The organism is Pseudomonas fragi, from assembly GCF_002269505.1.
Classification (GTDB): Bacteria; Pseudomonadota; Gammaproteobacteria; order Pseudomonadales; family Pseudomonadaceae; genus Aquipseudomonas; species Aquipseudomonas fragi_D.
Map to the genome: position 1 here is coordinate 1 of NZ_NQKQ01000028.1, position 15,181 is coordinate 15,181.

A 15,181-nucleotide genomic window follows, 5' to 3' on the forward strand; every position below is an offset into this window, starting at 1 on the left:
TTAATACCTGTAAACGATGTACCCGGTCTTAAACGTAAACGATGTACCCGGTTTCTACCCACCCTGGCCCTCTCCCAGAGGGAGAGGGGACTAAAAGCAAAAGCAGGTTTGCGCAACGCCCCCAATCAGCCCCCTCTCCCTCCGGGAGAGGGTTGGGGTGAGGACGCTCTTGGCAATTAACGAATTTTTCACAACTTCACGCTTTCATTGAGCTGGGTCAACTGAACAGGCCCGGGCGCTCATTACCATTGGTTATATAAATTTTAAATATCCCAATGGAGCTCCCATGCACAAGTCTTTGCTCAGCGCAGCCGCCCTTGCGCTCGCCGTCGTCGCACCTCTGGCACACGCGCACACGGAAGGCGACATCATCGTCCGTGCCGGTGCCATCACGGTAAACCCTAAGGCCGACAGCTCCAGCGTCAAGGTTGACCAGGGCCCGCTGGCAGGTGCCGATCTGGGCGGCAAGGCGACCATGAGCAGCGACACGCAATTGGGTCTGAACTTCGCCTACATGATCACCGACCATGTGGGTATCGAACTGCTGGCAGCTACACCGTTTGAGCATGACGTCAAACTCAAGGGCACCGGCCTGGCAGCCGCCAACGGCAAACTGGGTACCCTCAAGCACTTGCCGCCAACCCTGAGCGTTGTGTACTACCCGCTGGACTCCAAGTCGGTATTCCAGCCTTACGTCGGTGCCGGTATCAACTACACCTGGATCTACGACGAACACGTTGGCAGCCGCGCCAGCGCCGAAGGTTTCGACAACTTCAAGGCAAAAAACTCCTGGGGTATGGCATGGCAGTTGGGTGCTGACTACATGCTGACCGACAACATCATGATCAACGCCCAGGCGCGCTATATCGATATCGATACCCGTGCCACCGTGGAAAACAACGCCGTTGCACCGGGCACTCGTGCCAAGGTCAACGTAGACGTTGATCCTTGGGTTTACATGGTTGGCCTGGGCTACAAGTTCTAAACCCGGCAATCATAAAAAAGGCGCCTGTGAAGGCGCCTTTTTTGTGGGCAAAAGTTGCTTAGCGGCCTAGCAGACGCGCCAGCCCGACGCTCATTGGCGTGGTTTCACCCAGTGTAAAGCGTTGCAACAGACGGCTGTTGTCGGCCCGGGAGTGACGAATATCACCCGAACGGGCCGGGCCGTGGCTGATCGGCGGCAACTCGCCGACGACTTCGCTCAGGGCCGCAAGCATTTGGTTGAGCGTAGTGGCTTTGTTCAGGCCAACGTTCACTGCGCCTTCTTCAGCGTTCTCGGTTTCAACGGCTTGCACCAGAATCTTGACCAGATCGCCAACGTAGACGAAGTCACGCGTTTGTTCACCATCACCGAAAATGGTGATCGGCAAACCCTTTTCAGCGCGCTCACTGAAAATGCTGATCACGCCCGAGTAAGGCGAGGATGGATCCTGGCGTGGGCCAAAGATGTTGAAGAAGCGGAAGATAACCGGCTCAAGGCCATGCTGGCGACGATAGAAATCCAGGTAGTACTCACTGGACAGCTTGTCAGCCGCATACGGCGTCAGCGGTGCTTTAGGGGTGTCTTCAACAATCGACTCACCTTCGCCGTTATTGCCGTAGACCGCAGCACTGGAAGCGAAAACAACGCGCTTGATGCCCGCCTCGCGCATGGCTTCGCACACGTTCAGGGTACCGATGAAGTTGCTTTGATGGGTACGCACCGGGTCGTCTACCGAGGCTTGCACCGAAGCAACGGCTGCCAGGTGAACCACCGCGCTGCAACCGGCCATGACTTTGGCAACCAGCGCGGCATCGGCCACATCACCTTCAATCAGTTCGACCCGCGAGTTGTCCATTGGCAAGTTGCTGCGTTTGCCTGTGGACATGTCATCGAGAATTCTTACGGAGTAGCCTTTGGCCAACAAGGCGTCAACCAGGTTGGAGCCAATAAAACCGGCGCCACCGGTGATTAAAACGGGAGCATCAACCATGACGATAAAACCTGTCCAGTAAAGCGGGAAGAGCCGCACGCCAGGCGCGAGGCTTTATCCCGAAGGTGTGTAGAATTTTTTTGCAGGCCAGCACCGCGTGCTGGGGCTCTTCGGCTGCATCCGGGCGCGCGGCATGTGCCTGCGGTGTAGGCGCTTCAATTGCCAGCGGATGTTGCAGGTTGCGGGCTTCGGCCAGGATCGCCTGCCCCAGCGCCAGCGGGGTTGTCGCTTCATGCCCGGCGTAGTGGTACGTCCCCCACAGCGGCGCCGCGCAATCAAGCTGTTTGAGTACCGAGATAATCACCCGCGCGGCATCATCCACCGGCGTCGGGTTGCCCCGTCGGTCATCGGCCATCAACAGCTCACCCGGCTTTTCGGCCTGGGCCAGAAACCGCCCAAGCGTGCCATCGGGGCTGTCATCGAGCAGCCAGCCAAAACGCAGCAACACATGTTGCGGGCAAATCGCCCGCACACTTTGCTCGATACGCCACAACGCCTGCCCACGGATTCCAAGCGGGACGGGTTCGTCCTTTTCGCTGTAGGCCGTTGCACGCGAGCCATCGAACACCCGATAGCTGGAAGGTTGCAGCAAGGTGATGTTGTGATGCTGGCACAACTCGGCCAAACGCTCGACAGCGCGTTCCTGACTAGCAAGCCGGGCCTCGCTTACTGACTGCGCCTGAAACCAGTCGAAGTAGTAGGCCAGGTTGATGACGGCATCCGGGCGGGTGTCATCGAGCAACTGCGTGAGGCTCGCGGCGTCCCAACCGTCTTGCGGCGGGCGCGGGGCTAGGAAATTGATGTCTTCCTCGGCTCCCAGACGAATCAGCGCCTGCCCGAGGGCATTTCCGCCGCCCAATAACATAAGGCGCATTCGCATAAAGTATGCAGGCTCAGTCTATTCAGAACGATGATGTATACCAGAAAATCAGCCGTGAAAGCTGCTGACCATAATCAAGATAGCCGTATTTTGCGGGTTTCTGACCCACTCGTCACTGACAAACTGCCTCATGCTAAAAGGCCTTCATTGAGATCTGGGCGGAACATCCGTCAGTAATACGCCAGACCGCTGCGCCAAAGCCTGCGCTGGCGGCGTTTGTTCCGGCTCACGCACGGGCATCAGAAACCCCTGTGGATAATGTTGCGCGAAATGTACATCTGCCGACTTATCCACAAGCTTTTTCAGCCGGTCGTTGAACGCCCGGCTCACGGTGTTCTGCGCCCCGGACATGGTCCGGAACTGCGCAGTGATGGTCACGCCGTCGAGGTTCATGCTGTCGACCCCGAAGATCGTCAGCGAACCTTGCAGGCTAAGCCTGAGCAACGGGTCTTCACTGATCTGGTTCCCAGCCTCGCGGATCAGGGCCGTGGCTTTATCCATATCCGTGTCATAGGTGAACTGCACTGAGAAAAAGGCATAGGCAAACTGCCGCGAATGGTTGATCACCGCCTTGATTTGCCCAAAAGGCACCGAGTGGACAAAGCCACGCGAGTCTCGCAAGCGCAGGGTACGGATGGTCAACCCCTCGACGGTGCCGGCATGAGCGGAGTCGATCACCACCCAATCGCCGACCGAGATGGTGTCTTCAATAATGATAAACAGCCCGGTGATCACGTCCTGCACCAACTGCTGGGAACCAAAGCCGATGGCCAGGCCTATCACCCCGGCGCCCGCCAGGAAGGGCGCGACGTTCACCCCCAGATTGGCCATTGTGGTGATGGTGCAGATCACCACCAGAATCACTTTTATGGCGTTGCGCGCCAACGGCAGGATGGTTTTGATCCGCGTACTGGGCTCATGGCTGCCGCGCCGGTTGGTGGCAGGTTCCAGCGCCTGTTGGATAGCCGTATCGAGCACGACCCAGGTCAGCCACGTCACCAGCAAGATCAGCAGAATATGGCCCAGCGAATCACTGATGACCTTGCCGGTACTGCTGTCAGAAGCAAAGGCCAGCAACGAAAAACCCCAGATTTTCGCCAGCAACTCAATAAAGGTCACGGCCAGAGCAATACGCAGCAATGCATACACCACGCTTATAAAGCGCTCTTTATAGGCACCCGCATGCTGAGTTCGCGAGCGGAAGGAATGGTGCAAAACCGTGCTCAAAAAAACCGTACCGATCAGCAAACCCGATGTCAGCAACGCACTGCGCAAAGCTCGCTCGCTGCCCTCCCCTACGCCCAGTAAATTGCGCGCGCTGACCAGCAACATCAGCAACACAGGCCAATACCAGAGCACCGAAAAAATACGTAATGACTCCTGCAAGGCGGGTTGCCCCAGGCGTTGTGCCAAAGCCCGATTGCGTATCAGGTGGGCGACTGGACGGCGCAGCCGCACCACCAGCCAGGCAAAAATGCCGCAGGCAACCAGCCCCGCAAAAACCGATAGACAGCTGGCAATATTGCCACCGATTTGCAGCGCAATTTGCGGGCTGCCCATCGCATCACTCAACGCCGAAGAAAAGCCGATCAGGAACAACGGGGTTTTCGAGTACTTGCGAATGATCTGCACCGCACGCCGCTTGTGCCCCGTCTCGAACAAGGTGCTGAGGGACAGCACCAGTGCCACGCAAAACACCCCGCCGCTACCGGCATAGGTCAGGCTCAGACCGAACGAGCGGCCCAGTGTGTCTTGCAAGAATCGGCTGGCGTACAGGGTTAACAACAAGGACAGCAGCGCTGGCAGCATATACGGCGCCACATACCTGACCAGTGCCTGAACCCGTGGTCGGGTTGCAATATAGCGTGCTGCCACCAGATAACGCGCCAGCCATCGCCCGGCAAACATCAGCCCGAAAAACGCGCCAAACCAGATAACCGACAACAGGAAAAAATCGGCCAGCCCGCTCCATGAAGGATGGCTGGATGCCTGCTCGACCAGTACCCCCACTTCGTCTGCCGCACGCTCAGTACGCAGCCCCCAGGTATCCAGCAGGTGCATGCTCAGGCCCAGTTTGTCCTGAACCTCGTCCATGCCAGCACCCAGCGCCCCCAGCAGACCGCCATCAACCAGAACCGGCGGTTTGCCATCTGTCTCTTCGGCCTTGATCACGGACGCCAGCGTGGGCGCGGCATGGAGCAGGCCGTTGCCTGAAAACAACACGACGAACAACAAAATCAACGTTTTGAATTTGAACAAACCCGGGGGCCTCCTGAGCATCCTTGATAAGCCGACCGAATCGAAGTAATTAGGCTCGATACGGGGTGTGCCTGCATTTCGATCAAGGACAGCATAGTCAATGTCACGTCGGGTGCCGGAAATAATCGGCCGGGGCCTGCCTGAAGTTGCCGGCATCCAATACACAACCAGACAAAATGTGTAGCCTTAAAATCAGCCATAACAGCCGCAATAAACACCCGACAGAGGATCCCGTGTTAAATAAATGACAAACATCACTATTGCCGGAGCACTTTGACAACCCGGATAAACAAAAACTTTAAAACTCGGTTTATCTTGCACTCCCCCAAAGACTGACTAAAGACTGCACTTATCACTTATAGCGCCGCTATAGACTACAAAAACAAACGGCGACCCAAGCTGCTTAAATAAAAAACGCACACTACAGCGCGCCCAATGTTTAGAACATTAAACGGCTGCAAACTCACTTCAAAACCAGGCAGTACCGCACAGCACCAGCCAACATGAAAGATTATGAAAGTTTCAACTGACATATTTACAAACACTTTTTCATCCCATAGAGTCAGTCACACCGGGCACTACAGGTTTGTATGCTCATTCGAGCGTTGTATTGAATTTGTAATATTTAACAGACTTGTTTGACTGACTTCCCGGAGATCGGAAATTGGAAACAATGATCGATGCTATTTTGTCTGCCTTGGATAATCCACAGCAAAGCGCACTGCGCCAAATTACTGTTATAGAAGAGAACGGGGAAGAGAAAAGCATTTCCTATGCGGCGCTGGCACAACAAGCATTGGCAGTCTCTTCAGCCCTGAGCGAACTTGGGGTTGTTCGTAATGACCTGGTTATTCTTGCCCTTCCGGCATCTATCGATCATTTGTTACTACTGACTGGATGCGTTTTGATTGGCGCCTTGCCTTGCACCGTCGCGTTGCCTGGAAGGCTCATGGCAGACTCACCGCGCAACCAGATACATGTTGCCTGTCAATTGTTTGCCCCGCGCCTGCTGATCGCATCCGAAAGCAACACCCCCGCACTCCAGAGTTTGCTTGCCCGCCTGCCTGTGCGTGTGGTGTCGAGTGCAGAGGTGAGTGTCGCTGCCAGCGCAGGTTTTCCAGTGCGTGTGGAACGCTGCCAACCGGACAGCGGCCATCATGTGCAACTGACCTCGGGCTCGACCGGACGGCCCAAGGCCGCCATCCTCAGTCATCGCAATGTCATCGCCAACGTGCGTGGTATCGGCGGTGTGGTTGGCTACAGTGCCGAGCGCGGCGACGCCTCTGCCTCCTGGCTGCCGCTGCATCACGACATGGGCCTGGTGACGCTCCTGTCGAACCTGTATTACCAGGCGCCGCTGCTATTGATGCAACCGGCCAGTTTTATTCGCAACCCGCTTGGCTGGCTCAAACGCATGTCCAGCTTTGGTGCAACCACCACGGCGGCGCCAACGTTCGCCCTGCAGTATTGCATTCGCCGTTACCGCGAAGCGTCAATGAAAGAGGTGGATCTCAGCAAGTTGCGCAATATTTTTGTCGGCGCCGAAAGGGTGGATGAAGTCTGCCTGAGGGATTTTGCACAGACATTCTCGCCACACGGTCTTTCACGTTCTGCGCTACAACCCTGTTACGGCATGGCGGAATCGACGTTGGCGGTGACCATGCATAATACGAACTTCAATTATGACGCGCAGGCGCTCTCCTACGTCATTGCTGACCGTATCGACTCCAGTGCGGTGATCGACCATTGGCAGGCACGGCGCGCCGACGAGAACACTCACAGGGTCGAAACCGTACTGTCGATGGGCCGGCCGATTGAGGGCATGCAAGTGGCTGTGAGGGCCTTGGACCGTTCCGACGCCAAGGACCGCGAAGTAGGCGAGATATTTATACGCGGCACCTCGGTCATGTCCGGTTATTTGCCCGCCGACGGCCAGACCGAGCAGTACCAAAGCGGCGACTGGTTTGCCACCGGCGATATAGGCTATCGAGTAGATGAACACGTGTTTGTACTCGGCCGCAAGAAAGAACTCATCATCATCCGTGGCAGTAATTATTTCCCCCATGAAATTGAAGACGTCATTGCCTCGCACCCATTATTGGCCAGCGGTGGTAATGCAATCGCGGCCTTCGGCATCTACGACGAAGCGCAGAGAACCGAGAGCCTGGCCATTCTGATTGAGCTTGAAGCGAAACAGAATCAAATAGAGCTGCGCACCCAACTTCAAAACCAGTTGCGCGAGAAGTTTGGATTTGGTGCCCACGCCATCACCTTCGTAGCACCCGGAAGTTTGCCACGCACCACCAGCAACAAACTTAAACGCCTGGAGTGTCGGACAATTTACCTCCAAACAGTAGCGGACAATAAAGACAAGACCGATATAGAGCAGGTTGTTATTTAAAGTACTCGCAAGCCAGCGACACCGACAGTCTGACGCACTGCAACTTTTAAATACTGGATCACTCACTATGCACACCTTGACGCAAGGTGGGGATACGGGTTTGTCACGCCATTCATTATTGAATCTGTGCGCGCAACCGGTACTTCACCGCTTATCAATATATGGCGAACTTCCTGCTCACTTGATCCAGATTATTTCGCGCGCTTGCGTGCGACTGTTGGATTCAGACATGTTGATATCGCAGACGATGCAAAACTACGAGTCTGCCGAACAATTAAACCGGCCCTCGGTGGCCCTGTCGCAGCCGACCCATGACCTGGAACTTATTCTGGAGCGCATTCAGCAAGACGGTCTGGCGTTGCACTACCGATCTTTCATGCAGAACTTCGCCCATTTGTTTTCGCTGTTCCTGACACCGGATCAATATGCACGGGCCCGCGCCAGCATTGATGCCGGCAGCGCCCTGCGCTTCCTGATGAGCGATGCCGGCGGCCCTTCCCTCACTAGCTGGCGCACTATTGCGCAGCCGGAAGGGGATGGTTTCAAGCTGCATATCGACAAGGTATGGGGCATGTACGCCAACCTTGACGGTATGGCAATCGTTGCCGCCCGCACGCCGGGCTCGTTTTTCCCGTCGGCCTTCCTGGTCTGGCCCGAGCAATACAAGACCCTCAAGCGAACCCTCTGCGGCGAGCCCTTTCTCGGCGATGTCGTGCAGTTGGGTAACGCCAAGGGCACGGTGCAGGTCGCCCAGGAGGATCGCCTGACAGTGGGCGGGCCTGCGGTACTCAAAAAATATCTGACGACGGTACGGCCTTTTCTGGTGCGCGCACTGATGGCCCATGTTGACTGGCTGGAAAGTCAGGGACGCCTCGAACTCACGCCGGACGAACGCGCGTCCCGCGACTTCATCGCCGCCGCCGCCCGCGCCAAGACGCTCTCCGATCGCTACGAGAGCGAAGACGTGCAGCGAGTGCTGGCACTGAAACTCGCCTCCAATGAACTGCTTTTGCATCTGGTCAGCCGCGGCGCCGTGGCGAGTTTTCTCGACCAGCGTGACCTGTTGGCGTTTACCAAAATGGAAGGCAGCTCTTACCGCTGTTACCACGAATTGCGCGCCAGCATGCGCGTAGCCAAGCCTGAATCCGACTCACTCTAATCCGCTCTAACCCCCCAGGAGAAGCACCTATGACAACGACAACTGAAACCCTCAACACGCTGGAACTTCTGAAAAAGGAAGCCGCCAAGATCCTCAATATCGAAACCGTTGATACCCATATCGGCTTGGGCGAACTGGGTATCGATTCACTCAATGTGGTTGAACTGATCGTCTATTGCGAACAGCTCTACGGATCCATTGATCCTGAGCAACTCAACATCACGCAGTACACCACCCTGGAGCAAATCGACACCCAGTTGCATCAGCAACAAGTCGCCTGATCGCCAGCCACCCTCATACCAGAAGCTCAATATGTCGAACTCGCCGCCCTTTGCATCAACGCCGTCACTTGGCACCGTTCCGGCTTTCACGGTCCATACGCTAGCTTACCTGCGCACAGAAACACCCTTTGTGTCGCCTCAGGTCAGCCTGGAGGATGCAGCGTTGGCGCTTGGGCAGCGGGTAGCCGATGAGGCTTGCCGTTATGCAAGCGACGCAGGCCCTATCGACGATTACGTGGTGAGCTCTACCGTGCTGTCACAGTTTCTGGCTGACGGTTCGCCCCATGCAGGTTATTTCCAGGAGGCGATAGCCACCCGTTACGGGCGCTGTCCTGACTGGGTAACCAACGCCTATGAATGCACAGGGTGGGGTTTCATCCTGCGCTATATCCAGAGCAAGGCGCAGTTCAACGGGCGTCGCAGGCTGTTACTGCAGATTGTCGATGCGGACATCCACAATTTTACGTACTGGTTAGGCAACAACCGCTGGGGCAAATCCGGTTTTGGCATCTGCACGTTAGTGATTGACGTGAGTCCAGAAGCCCAAAACATGCTGGTCATCGGCACTTCAAGCCAGGCTAATGCGCTGCTGCAATTAGGGCGAAACCTGCGCAGCTTCACCGAAAGCCGGCCTGGTTTAGGCATCGCGGTACCGTTTTTTCCAGAGATGTCACGCCGCGCCCTGTTCAAGTGCTTCGACACTTCTTGTGTGCACGCCGACCATTACCAACGCTTCGGTCATTCCTTCGGCAGCGACCCCTGGCTTTCGCTACTGGGCGAGCTTGGCGCGGGCTCCGCGCACACCGGCAGCGACTGCATCGTGTCTTCGCTGGCAATGAACGGCTATTTTTCGATTGCTCAGATAACGCTCGCGCCCGATCTGCACTATGCACTGGAAGGTGAAATGTGAAGAACGCGCAAACCTGTTCCCTGCTGTTGCAGCGCAATCCGGATTACAACCTGGCAATCCCTTGTTCGGCTCGCAACCTGCCACTGTTCGAAACGCAAGACTATGCACGCCGAAGTGTGTACGCACACGACAACTCCACGCCTGTGCTGGTCAACAATCAGCAGTACTACACCCTGCTGTCGACGCTGGCCCGGCGTATTTGGGACAGCTGCGGTGAGCAAACGCTGCTCCTGGCGCAAGTCCGAATGCCTTCCATCGACCTTGCGCTGCCAAAAAACCTGCTCGATCCACGTGTGACGCTGGGCGCCCATCTATGCAATGAAGCCTTGTTCTGGGCACACCAGATCCAGACACCGGTGGTCTGGATCAGCGCTGAACAGATTCGGCGCGACCTGTGGGACGGCGGCGATAACCTCGTGCACATCGCAGCCTGGAATACCGCACAAACGCCAGCCATCAACGAGTGGTTCTTACCCGACCTGGACTACTTCGCGGCGCAGGTACATACATCACCTGTGCATGAGCAGTTCACGACCTCTCAACCGAAATGTACGCACGTACAGAGGTGATCATGCAAACCAAGCACGAACAGACACTGGATGATGGCCAGCCGATCAAGTGGAATTTTTCGGTCGAGGCTTATATGTCTCAGACCTACGATTTCAGCGATGACAGCTTGAATGCGCTGTATCAGAAAACCAAGGCCAACCAATGGGATGTCAATACCGACATCGATTGGAGCTACGAGCTCAATCCAGACAATCCACTGGGCATGCCGGACGGCACACTGCTGATCTACGGCACCGATGTCTGGAACAAAATGAATGAACAAAACCGTGCCGAAATTCGTCATCACTCGCAAGGCTGGACCCTGTCACAGGTACTGCACGGTGAACAGGCTGCCTTGATCTGCGCATCGAAACTGGCGGTGGCAGAAGAAAGCCTCTCGGCCCGCCTCTGTGCCGCCGGGCAAATCATCGATGAAGCCCGTCATATTGAAGCTTTCGGTCGCCTGGTGAATAGCAAGCTGCCCATCAGCTACCCCATGAGCAAGGCGCTTAAAGGCCTGCTGCAAGACACCATTACCACCAGCAAACTCGACATGACCAACCTTGGCATGCAAGTGCTGGTCGAGGGCATTGCGCTGTCACTGTTTCAAAGCATGGTCGCCTACACCAAAGACCCTTTTATCAAGGACCTGATGACGCGCATTCAGCGTGATGAGGCGCGCCACTTCGCCATTGGCCGTATCACGCTGGGCAGCGTGTACAAGGAAATGAGCAGCACTGAACGCAAGGAACGCGAAGAGTTTGTGGTTGAAGGTGCTTACACCTTGTACGAACACCTGTGCGCCGACGACATCTGGGAACCGATGGGCTTATCCAAAAAAGAGTGCAGCCACCTGGTCAGGAGCTCGGATGTAGCCAGCTCCATGCGCCGTTCCATTTTCCGGCGGCTGGTACCCACCATCCGTGAAATGGGTTTGCTGACGCCCCGTGTAAGCGATGCCTTTGAAAAGCTCAAAGTGCTGGACTACGCCGCCATGCCAATGCCGGCTTAACAGGAAATACAGTCATGACGCCCTCAACTACTGCGGCAACAAACAGCCCCGCCCCCTTCACGATAGGTATTGAAGCCGCCGCTTACGAATTACCCGGCGAACGCCAGGACATCAATGACTGGGCTCAGCAATACAAGTTGCCCGCCGAGCGCATTGAAATGATCCGTAATGCGGGTTGCCGTTATTTCCATGTGGCACCGGACATCGACGAGGTCGAGCTGGCCAAGCGCGCGGTCGCTCGCCTGCAAGACGAGCACGGCTTCAAGGGCAGCGACATCGGTGCGGTAATCCATGTGCATACCGGGCTGTTCAGCGTACCACCTGCGCCACGCAGTCTGCCGCTGGAAGTGTCGACGGCATTCGGCATAAAGCCTGTCTGGGCCGGCTCGATCGCACAGCTCAATTGCTCGTCGATCAGCGTCGCCATTCAGATGGCCCAGGCCTTGATGAAGGTGCATAGCCAATTGCATACAGTGCTGATCGTGTCATCCGACCGGGTCTTTATCGAGCGTTACCGGGTATTGCAGGCGAGCATCTTAAGTGATGGCGCGGGGTGCTTGCTGGTGACCCGTAACAGCCGCCGTAACCGGGTCGGTGCAACGGCCGTGCGCAACTATGGCAGCTGGTACCTGGGTTCCGTGACCAATAACGCGGTGAAACAGGCCATGTTCAATCTGGAGTGGCACTACACCCGTAAAGTCATGATGGAAGCCGTGGCCGACTGTGGCGTGGCGCTCAGCGATTTCTCCTGCATTTTGCCTTACAACTCCAACCACTCTGGCTGGAACGCGTTCTGTAACGCCATGGCGATTCCCTCCACCACGCTTTATTCAGACAACATCCTGCACAAAGGCCACTCCTTTGGCTCGGATCTGGCGATCAACCTGGCCGATATTGGCTTGAGCAAGGTCGATGCGGGCGCACACCTGATGAACATAACGGAATCGGACAACGGTTCATTTTCGGCATTGACCCTTCATCCGGTGAATTGAAATGGCAGTGACCAACGCCTGCGTGCCTGAAAAGATCGACGCCGCAACGACCGACCAATGGCTGCTGAGTCTGAAAACGCCGTGCTATGTACTGGACCCCACCGTCGTAATGGCGCGTTACGCTGATTTGCGCGAGCGTTTGGGTACACCGTTGATTGTGTCGCTCAAGGCCAATCCCAATCTGGATTTGTTGATCCGCTGTGGCCACGCCTTCATCGACGGTGTAGAGCTGGCCAGCCTGGGTGAACTCGATATTGTCGCGGGTCGCATCAACGCCCCCAAATACGTGAACAATCCGTCGATGGATGAAGCGTTCATGCGCGCGGCCCTGGCCTCTCGCTGCATCTTCATTATCGACAGTCTGGAGCAGGCGCAGCGGCTGATTGGCGTCATCGGTAAACAGGCCGCGCCGCAAACGGTATTGCGCTTGAATGCGGGCCAACTGGTCAGTTCGGGCAAACACGTGGCGGACCATTTCGGCATGAGTCGCCACGACGCCTTACTGACGACGGTCGCATTGGCCCAGGCCAACGTGCCCATCATCGGCCTCCATACCTTTGCGGGCTCCAATAGCTTTCACATTGATGACAAGGGTGCCGATGCCGCCGCCCTTGCCCATGCGCTCGCAGCCTTCGCGCCCCAAGTCGCACGACTTACCGGCCTGCCCGTAACGTTTCTTAACGTCGGCGGCGGTTTCTCCGAGCACTTGCACAACCAGGCACAGACGTTTGACGCGTATCGCCAGCGTATTGCCCCGCTGCACGAAGACTTCAAGGTCGTCCACGAGTCCGGGCGCGGCGTCTTCGCTGGCGCAGGCACGTTCGTGACCCGCGTGCGTTCAGTCAAAGCCTTGGGCGAACGTTACGTTGCCGTCTGCGACGGTGGCCTGAGCCACAACTTCCTGCTGGCCAAAACTGAATCCATGTTGAAGAACTACGCCCAGCCGCGCCTGCTGCGGCGCCAGCAGGCACCCGTTGACGCGCCCCTGCTGGCGACCCAGTTCGTGGGCAGCACCTGCAGCCGCGCCGATGTGATCGGCTGGAATCATGCCGTGTCGGCCCCGCCGAGCGTGGGCGACCTGGTGATCTTCGAGAACTGCGGCGCCTATAACCAGACGTATAGCGTCAGCGCTTTTCTCTCGCAAAGCCCCGCACACACCTATATCCACCAATCCTAGGGACGTCACCATGACCGCCCACATCAGTTTGTACGACCTGTTGAAAGACAGCGCCCAACACCATGGCGAGCGCCGTGCGTTCGCACAAGGCGCAAAGATGGCGACTTATTGCGAACTGCTACAGGACGTGCGCCTGACGGCAGCGAGGCTGGCCGATAGCGGTGTGCAAGCAGGCGAACGCGTCGCTGTCTATGCGGGCAAGCAGTACGAAACCGTCGTCATGTTTCTGGCGATCAATGCCCGGGGCGCGATTCTGGTGCCCATCAATCCTCAGCTCAAAGAGCAACAGGTGCGCCATATCCTGCTGGACAGCGGTGCTCGCTTGCTCGTCAGTACGGGCCCACGCCTCAGACGTATCGAGGCGATGGTGAAGGACATCGAAATCGATACCTGGGCACTGGAAAAACTACAGTCCGACACCCCGAACACGCCGACCGATGCGGCGGATGTCGACACATCCAGCGCCGTCACAGACAGTGATTCTGCGGCCATTTTGTATACCTCCGGCTCAACGGGGCGGCCCAAAGGTGTGGTGCTGTCGCAACGCAACCTGGTGTCTGGCGCCGATAGCGTCGCTCATTATCTGGGCTTGCGGGCCGATGACGTCATCCTCGGAATATTGCCGCTGAGCTTCGATGCCGGACTCAGTCAACTGACCACAGCGCTGGTCAGCGGTGCTTGCTACGCGCCGCTGGATTTCCTGCAAGCGGGCGAAGTCCCGACGTTCTGCGAAGCCCATGGCGTCACCGTGATTACCGGCGTACCGCCGCTGTGGATGCAACTGGCGTCAGTGCAATGGCCACAGCCTGCCGGCGCACGCATTCGCTGCTTTGCCAATACCGGCGGGCATATGCCACCGCCTTTACTGGAGAAACTCAAAAGCGCGTTTCCCCATGCGCTGCCCTACCTGATGTACGGCTTGACCGAGGCTTTCCGCTCGACCTATCTGGCACCGGAAGCGGCCGTCACCCGGCCCGACTCAATCGGCAAGGCGGTCCCTAACGCAGATATTCGCGTGATGCGCCCGAACGGCACCGAATGCGCCGCTGGAGAGCACGGCGAGTTGGTGCACCGGGGGGCGTTCGTCACGCTCGGGTACTGGAATGACCCGGAACTGACCGCCCAACGCTTTCGTCCCTGGCTACACCCGGACCGGCAGATTTCGCGCGCCGAAACAGCGGTCTGGTCGGGCGATATCGTCTACCGCGACAGCGACGACTTTCTGTATTTCGTTGCCCGTAGCGACGACATGATCAAGACCTCTGGCTATCGCGTCAGCCCCACCGAAGTCGAAGAAGTCCTGTTTACCGTGGATGACATCACCGAAGCGGCAGCGTTTGGTGTGCCGCATCCGCAACAGGGCGAAGCCATCATCATCAGCCTGTTCGCCCACCCGCAGATTCAGACCAGCGCCCAGGCACTGATCAAGCTGTGCAGGGACAAACTGCCGACCTATATGGTGCCGCTGCATGTGTCCTTCCATGACTCGCCTTTACCGCGCAACCCGAACGGCAAGATCGACCGAAAGCAGCTGAAGCAGCAGTTTTCCGAGTTTTTCTCCCCCTCACTTACGGTCACGGAATAGCCT

General features: G+C 57.0%; 13 protein-coding genes. 10 read left to right on the forward strand and 3 right to left on the reverse strand.

The window, feature by feature from the left end; genetic code table 11:
• The first annotated feature begins 286 nt into the window (after positions 1–286).
• On the forward strand, positions 287–985 hold the full coding sequence (locus CJU81_RS19790; protein WP_016779215.1) for an OmpW/AlkL family protein: 699 nt from the start codon (positions 287–289) through the stop codon (positions 983–985).
• Between the two features lie 58 nt (positions 986–1,043).
• On the opposite strand, the gene CJU81_RS19795 is transcribed toward CJU81_RS19790, so the two are convergent.
• From CJU81_RS19795 to CJU81_RS19805, 3 genes are all read right to left on the reverse strand, one after another.
• Positions 1,044–1,973, reverse strand: coding sequence for an NAD-dependent epimerase/dehydratase family protein (locus CJU81_RS19795; RefSeq protein WP_095037942.1), 930 nt, complete (start codon positions 1,971–1,973; stop codon positions 1,044–1,046).
• Positions 1,966–2,853: a sugar nucleotide-binding protein gene (locus tag CJU81_RS19800; protein WP_095037943.1), complete on the reverse strand. Its 888-nt coding sequence runs from the start codon at positions 2,851–2,853 to the stop codon at positions 1,966–1,968. The genes CJU81_RS19795 and CJU81_RS19800 overlap by 8 nt, the downstream gene beginning before the upstream one ends.
• A 144-nt stretch (positions 2,854–2,997) precedes the next feature.
• Positions 2,998–5,112 carry a mechanosensitive ion channel family protein gene (locus CJU81_RS19805; protein ID WP_095037944.1) on the reverse strand — a complete coding sequence of 705 codons (2,115 nt, stop codon included), beginning with the start codon at positions 5,110–5,112 and terminating at the stop codon, positions 2,998–3,000.
• A 673-nt stretch (positions 5,113–5,785) separates the two neighbouring features.
• On the opposite strand from CJU81_RS19805, the gene CJU81_RS19810 reads away from it, so the two are divergent.
• The 9 genes from CJU81_RS19810 (at position 5,786) to CJU81_RS19850 (ending at position 15,178) form a co-directional block, all read left to right on the forward strand.
• Positions 5,786–7,513: an AMP-binding protein gene (locus tag CJU81_RS19810; protein ID WP_095037945.1), complete on the forward strand. Its 1,728-nt coding sequence runs from the start codon at positions 5,786–5,788 to the stop codon at positions 7,511–7,513.
• 229 nt (positions 7,514–7,742) lie between these two features.
• The gene (locus CJU81_RS19815; RefSeq protein ID WP_095037946.1) at positions 7,743–8,672 is read left to right on the forward strand and encodes a hypothetical protein; all 930 of its coding nucleotides are present in this window, start codon (positions 7,743–7,745) and stop codon (positions 8,670–8,672) included.
• Positions 8,673–8,701: 29 nt separating this feature from the next.
• Positions 8,702–8,953, forward strand: coding sequence for an acyl carrier protein (locus CJU81_RS19820; RefSeq protein WP_095037947.1), 252 nt, complete (start codon positions 8,702–8,704; stop codon positions 8,951–8,953).
• 31 nt (positions 8,954–8,984) lie between these two features.
• Positions 8,985–9,863, forward strand: a complete 879-nt coding sequence (locus CJU81_RS24160; protein WP_217902764.1) for a hypothetical protein — start codon at positions 8,985–8,987, stop codon at positions 9,861–9,863.
• Positions 9,860–10,432, forward strand: coding sequence for a hypothetical protein (locus tag CJU81_RS19830; protein WP_095037948.1), 573 nt, complete (start codon positions 9,860–9,862; stop codon positions 10,430–10,432). The genes CJU81_RS24160 and CJU81_RS19830 overlap by 4 nt, the downstream gene beginning before the upstream one ends.
• A gap of 2 nt (positions 10,433–10,434) precedes the next feature.
• Entirely contained in the window at positions 10,435–11,424 is a 990-nt protein-coding gene (locus tag CJU81_RS19835) for a ferritin-like domain-containing protein (protein WP_095037949.1), read from the forward strand.
• 14 nt (positions 11,425–11,438) lie between these two features.
• Complete coding sequence (locus CJU81_RS19840; protein ID WP_095037950.1) at positions 11,439–12,416, forward strand: 3-oxoacyl-ACP synthase; 978 nt, start codon at positions 11,439–11,441, stop codon at positions 12,414–12,416.
• Position 12,417: 1 nt separating this feature from the next.
• Positions 12,418–13,593, forward strand: coding sequence for a pyridoxal-dependent decarboxylase (locus CJU81_RS19845; RefSeq protein ID WP_095037951.1), 1,176 nt, complete (start codon positions 12,418–12,420; stop codon positions 13,591–13,593).
• Positions 13,594–13,603: 10 nt separating this feature from the next.
• Positions 13,604–15,178 (forward strand): acyl-CoA ligase (AMP-forming), exosortase A system-associated, encoded by a 1,575-nt coding sequence (locus CJU81_RS19850; protein ID WP_095037952.1) that lies wholly within the window; start codon positions 13,604–13,606, stop codon positions 15,176–15,178.
• Positions 15,179–15,181 lie beyond the last annotated feature (3 nt).

What these genes read in the sequence shown, in the direction of transcription:
- CJU81_RS19790 (WP_016779215.1), top strand. Translation starts at nt 287, where the DNA reads ATGCACAAGTCTTTGCTCAGCGCAGCCGCCCTTGCGCTCGCCGTCGTC.
- CJU81_RS19795 (WP_095037942.1), bottom strand. Translation starts at nt 1,973, where the DNA reads ATGGTTGATGCTCCCGTTTTAATCACCGGTGGCGCCGGTTTTATTGGC.
- CJU81_RS19800 (WP_095037943.1), bottom strand. Translation starts at nt 2,853, where the DNA reads ATGCGAATGCGCCTTATGTTATTGGGCGGCGGAAATGCCCTCGGGCAG.
- CJU81_RS19810 (WP_095037945.1), top strand. Translation starts at nt 5,786, where the DNA reads ATGATCGATGCTATTTTGTCTGCCTTGGATAATCCACAGCAAAGCGCA.
- CJU81_RS19815 (WP_095037946.1), top strand. Translation starts at nt 7,743, where the DNA reads ATGTTGATATCGCAGACGATGCAAAACTACGAGTCTGCCGAACAATTA.
- CJU81_RS19820 (WP_095037947.1), top strand. Translation starts at nt 8,702, where the DNA reads ATGACAACGACAACTGAAACCCTCAACACGCTGGAACTTCTGAAAAAG.
- CJU81_RS24160 (WP_217902764.1), top strand. Translation starts at nt 8,985, where the DNA reads ATGTCGAACTCGCCGCCCTTTGCATCAACGCCGTCACTTGGCACCGTT.
- CJU81_RS19835 (WP_095037949.1), top strand. Translation starts at nt 10,435, where the DNA reads ATGCAAACCAAGCACGAACAGACACTGGATGATGGCCAGCCGATCAAG.
- CJU81_RS19840 (WP_095037950.1), top strand. Translation starts at nt 11,439, where the DNA reads ATGACGCCCTCAACTACTGCGGCAACAAACAGCCCCGCCCCCTTCACG.
- CJU81_RS19845 (WP_095037951.1), top strand. Translation starts at nt 12,418, where the DNA reads ATGGCAGTGACCAACGCCTGCGTGCCTGAAAAGATCGACGCCGCAACG.
- CJU81_RS19850 (WP_095037952.1), top strand. Translation starts at nt 13,604, where the DNA reads ATGACCGCCCACATCAGTTTGTACGACCTGTTGAAAGACAGCGCCCAA.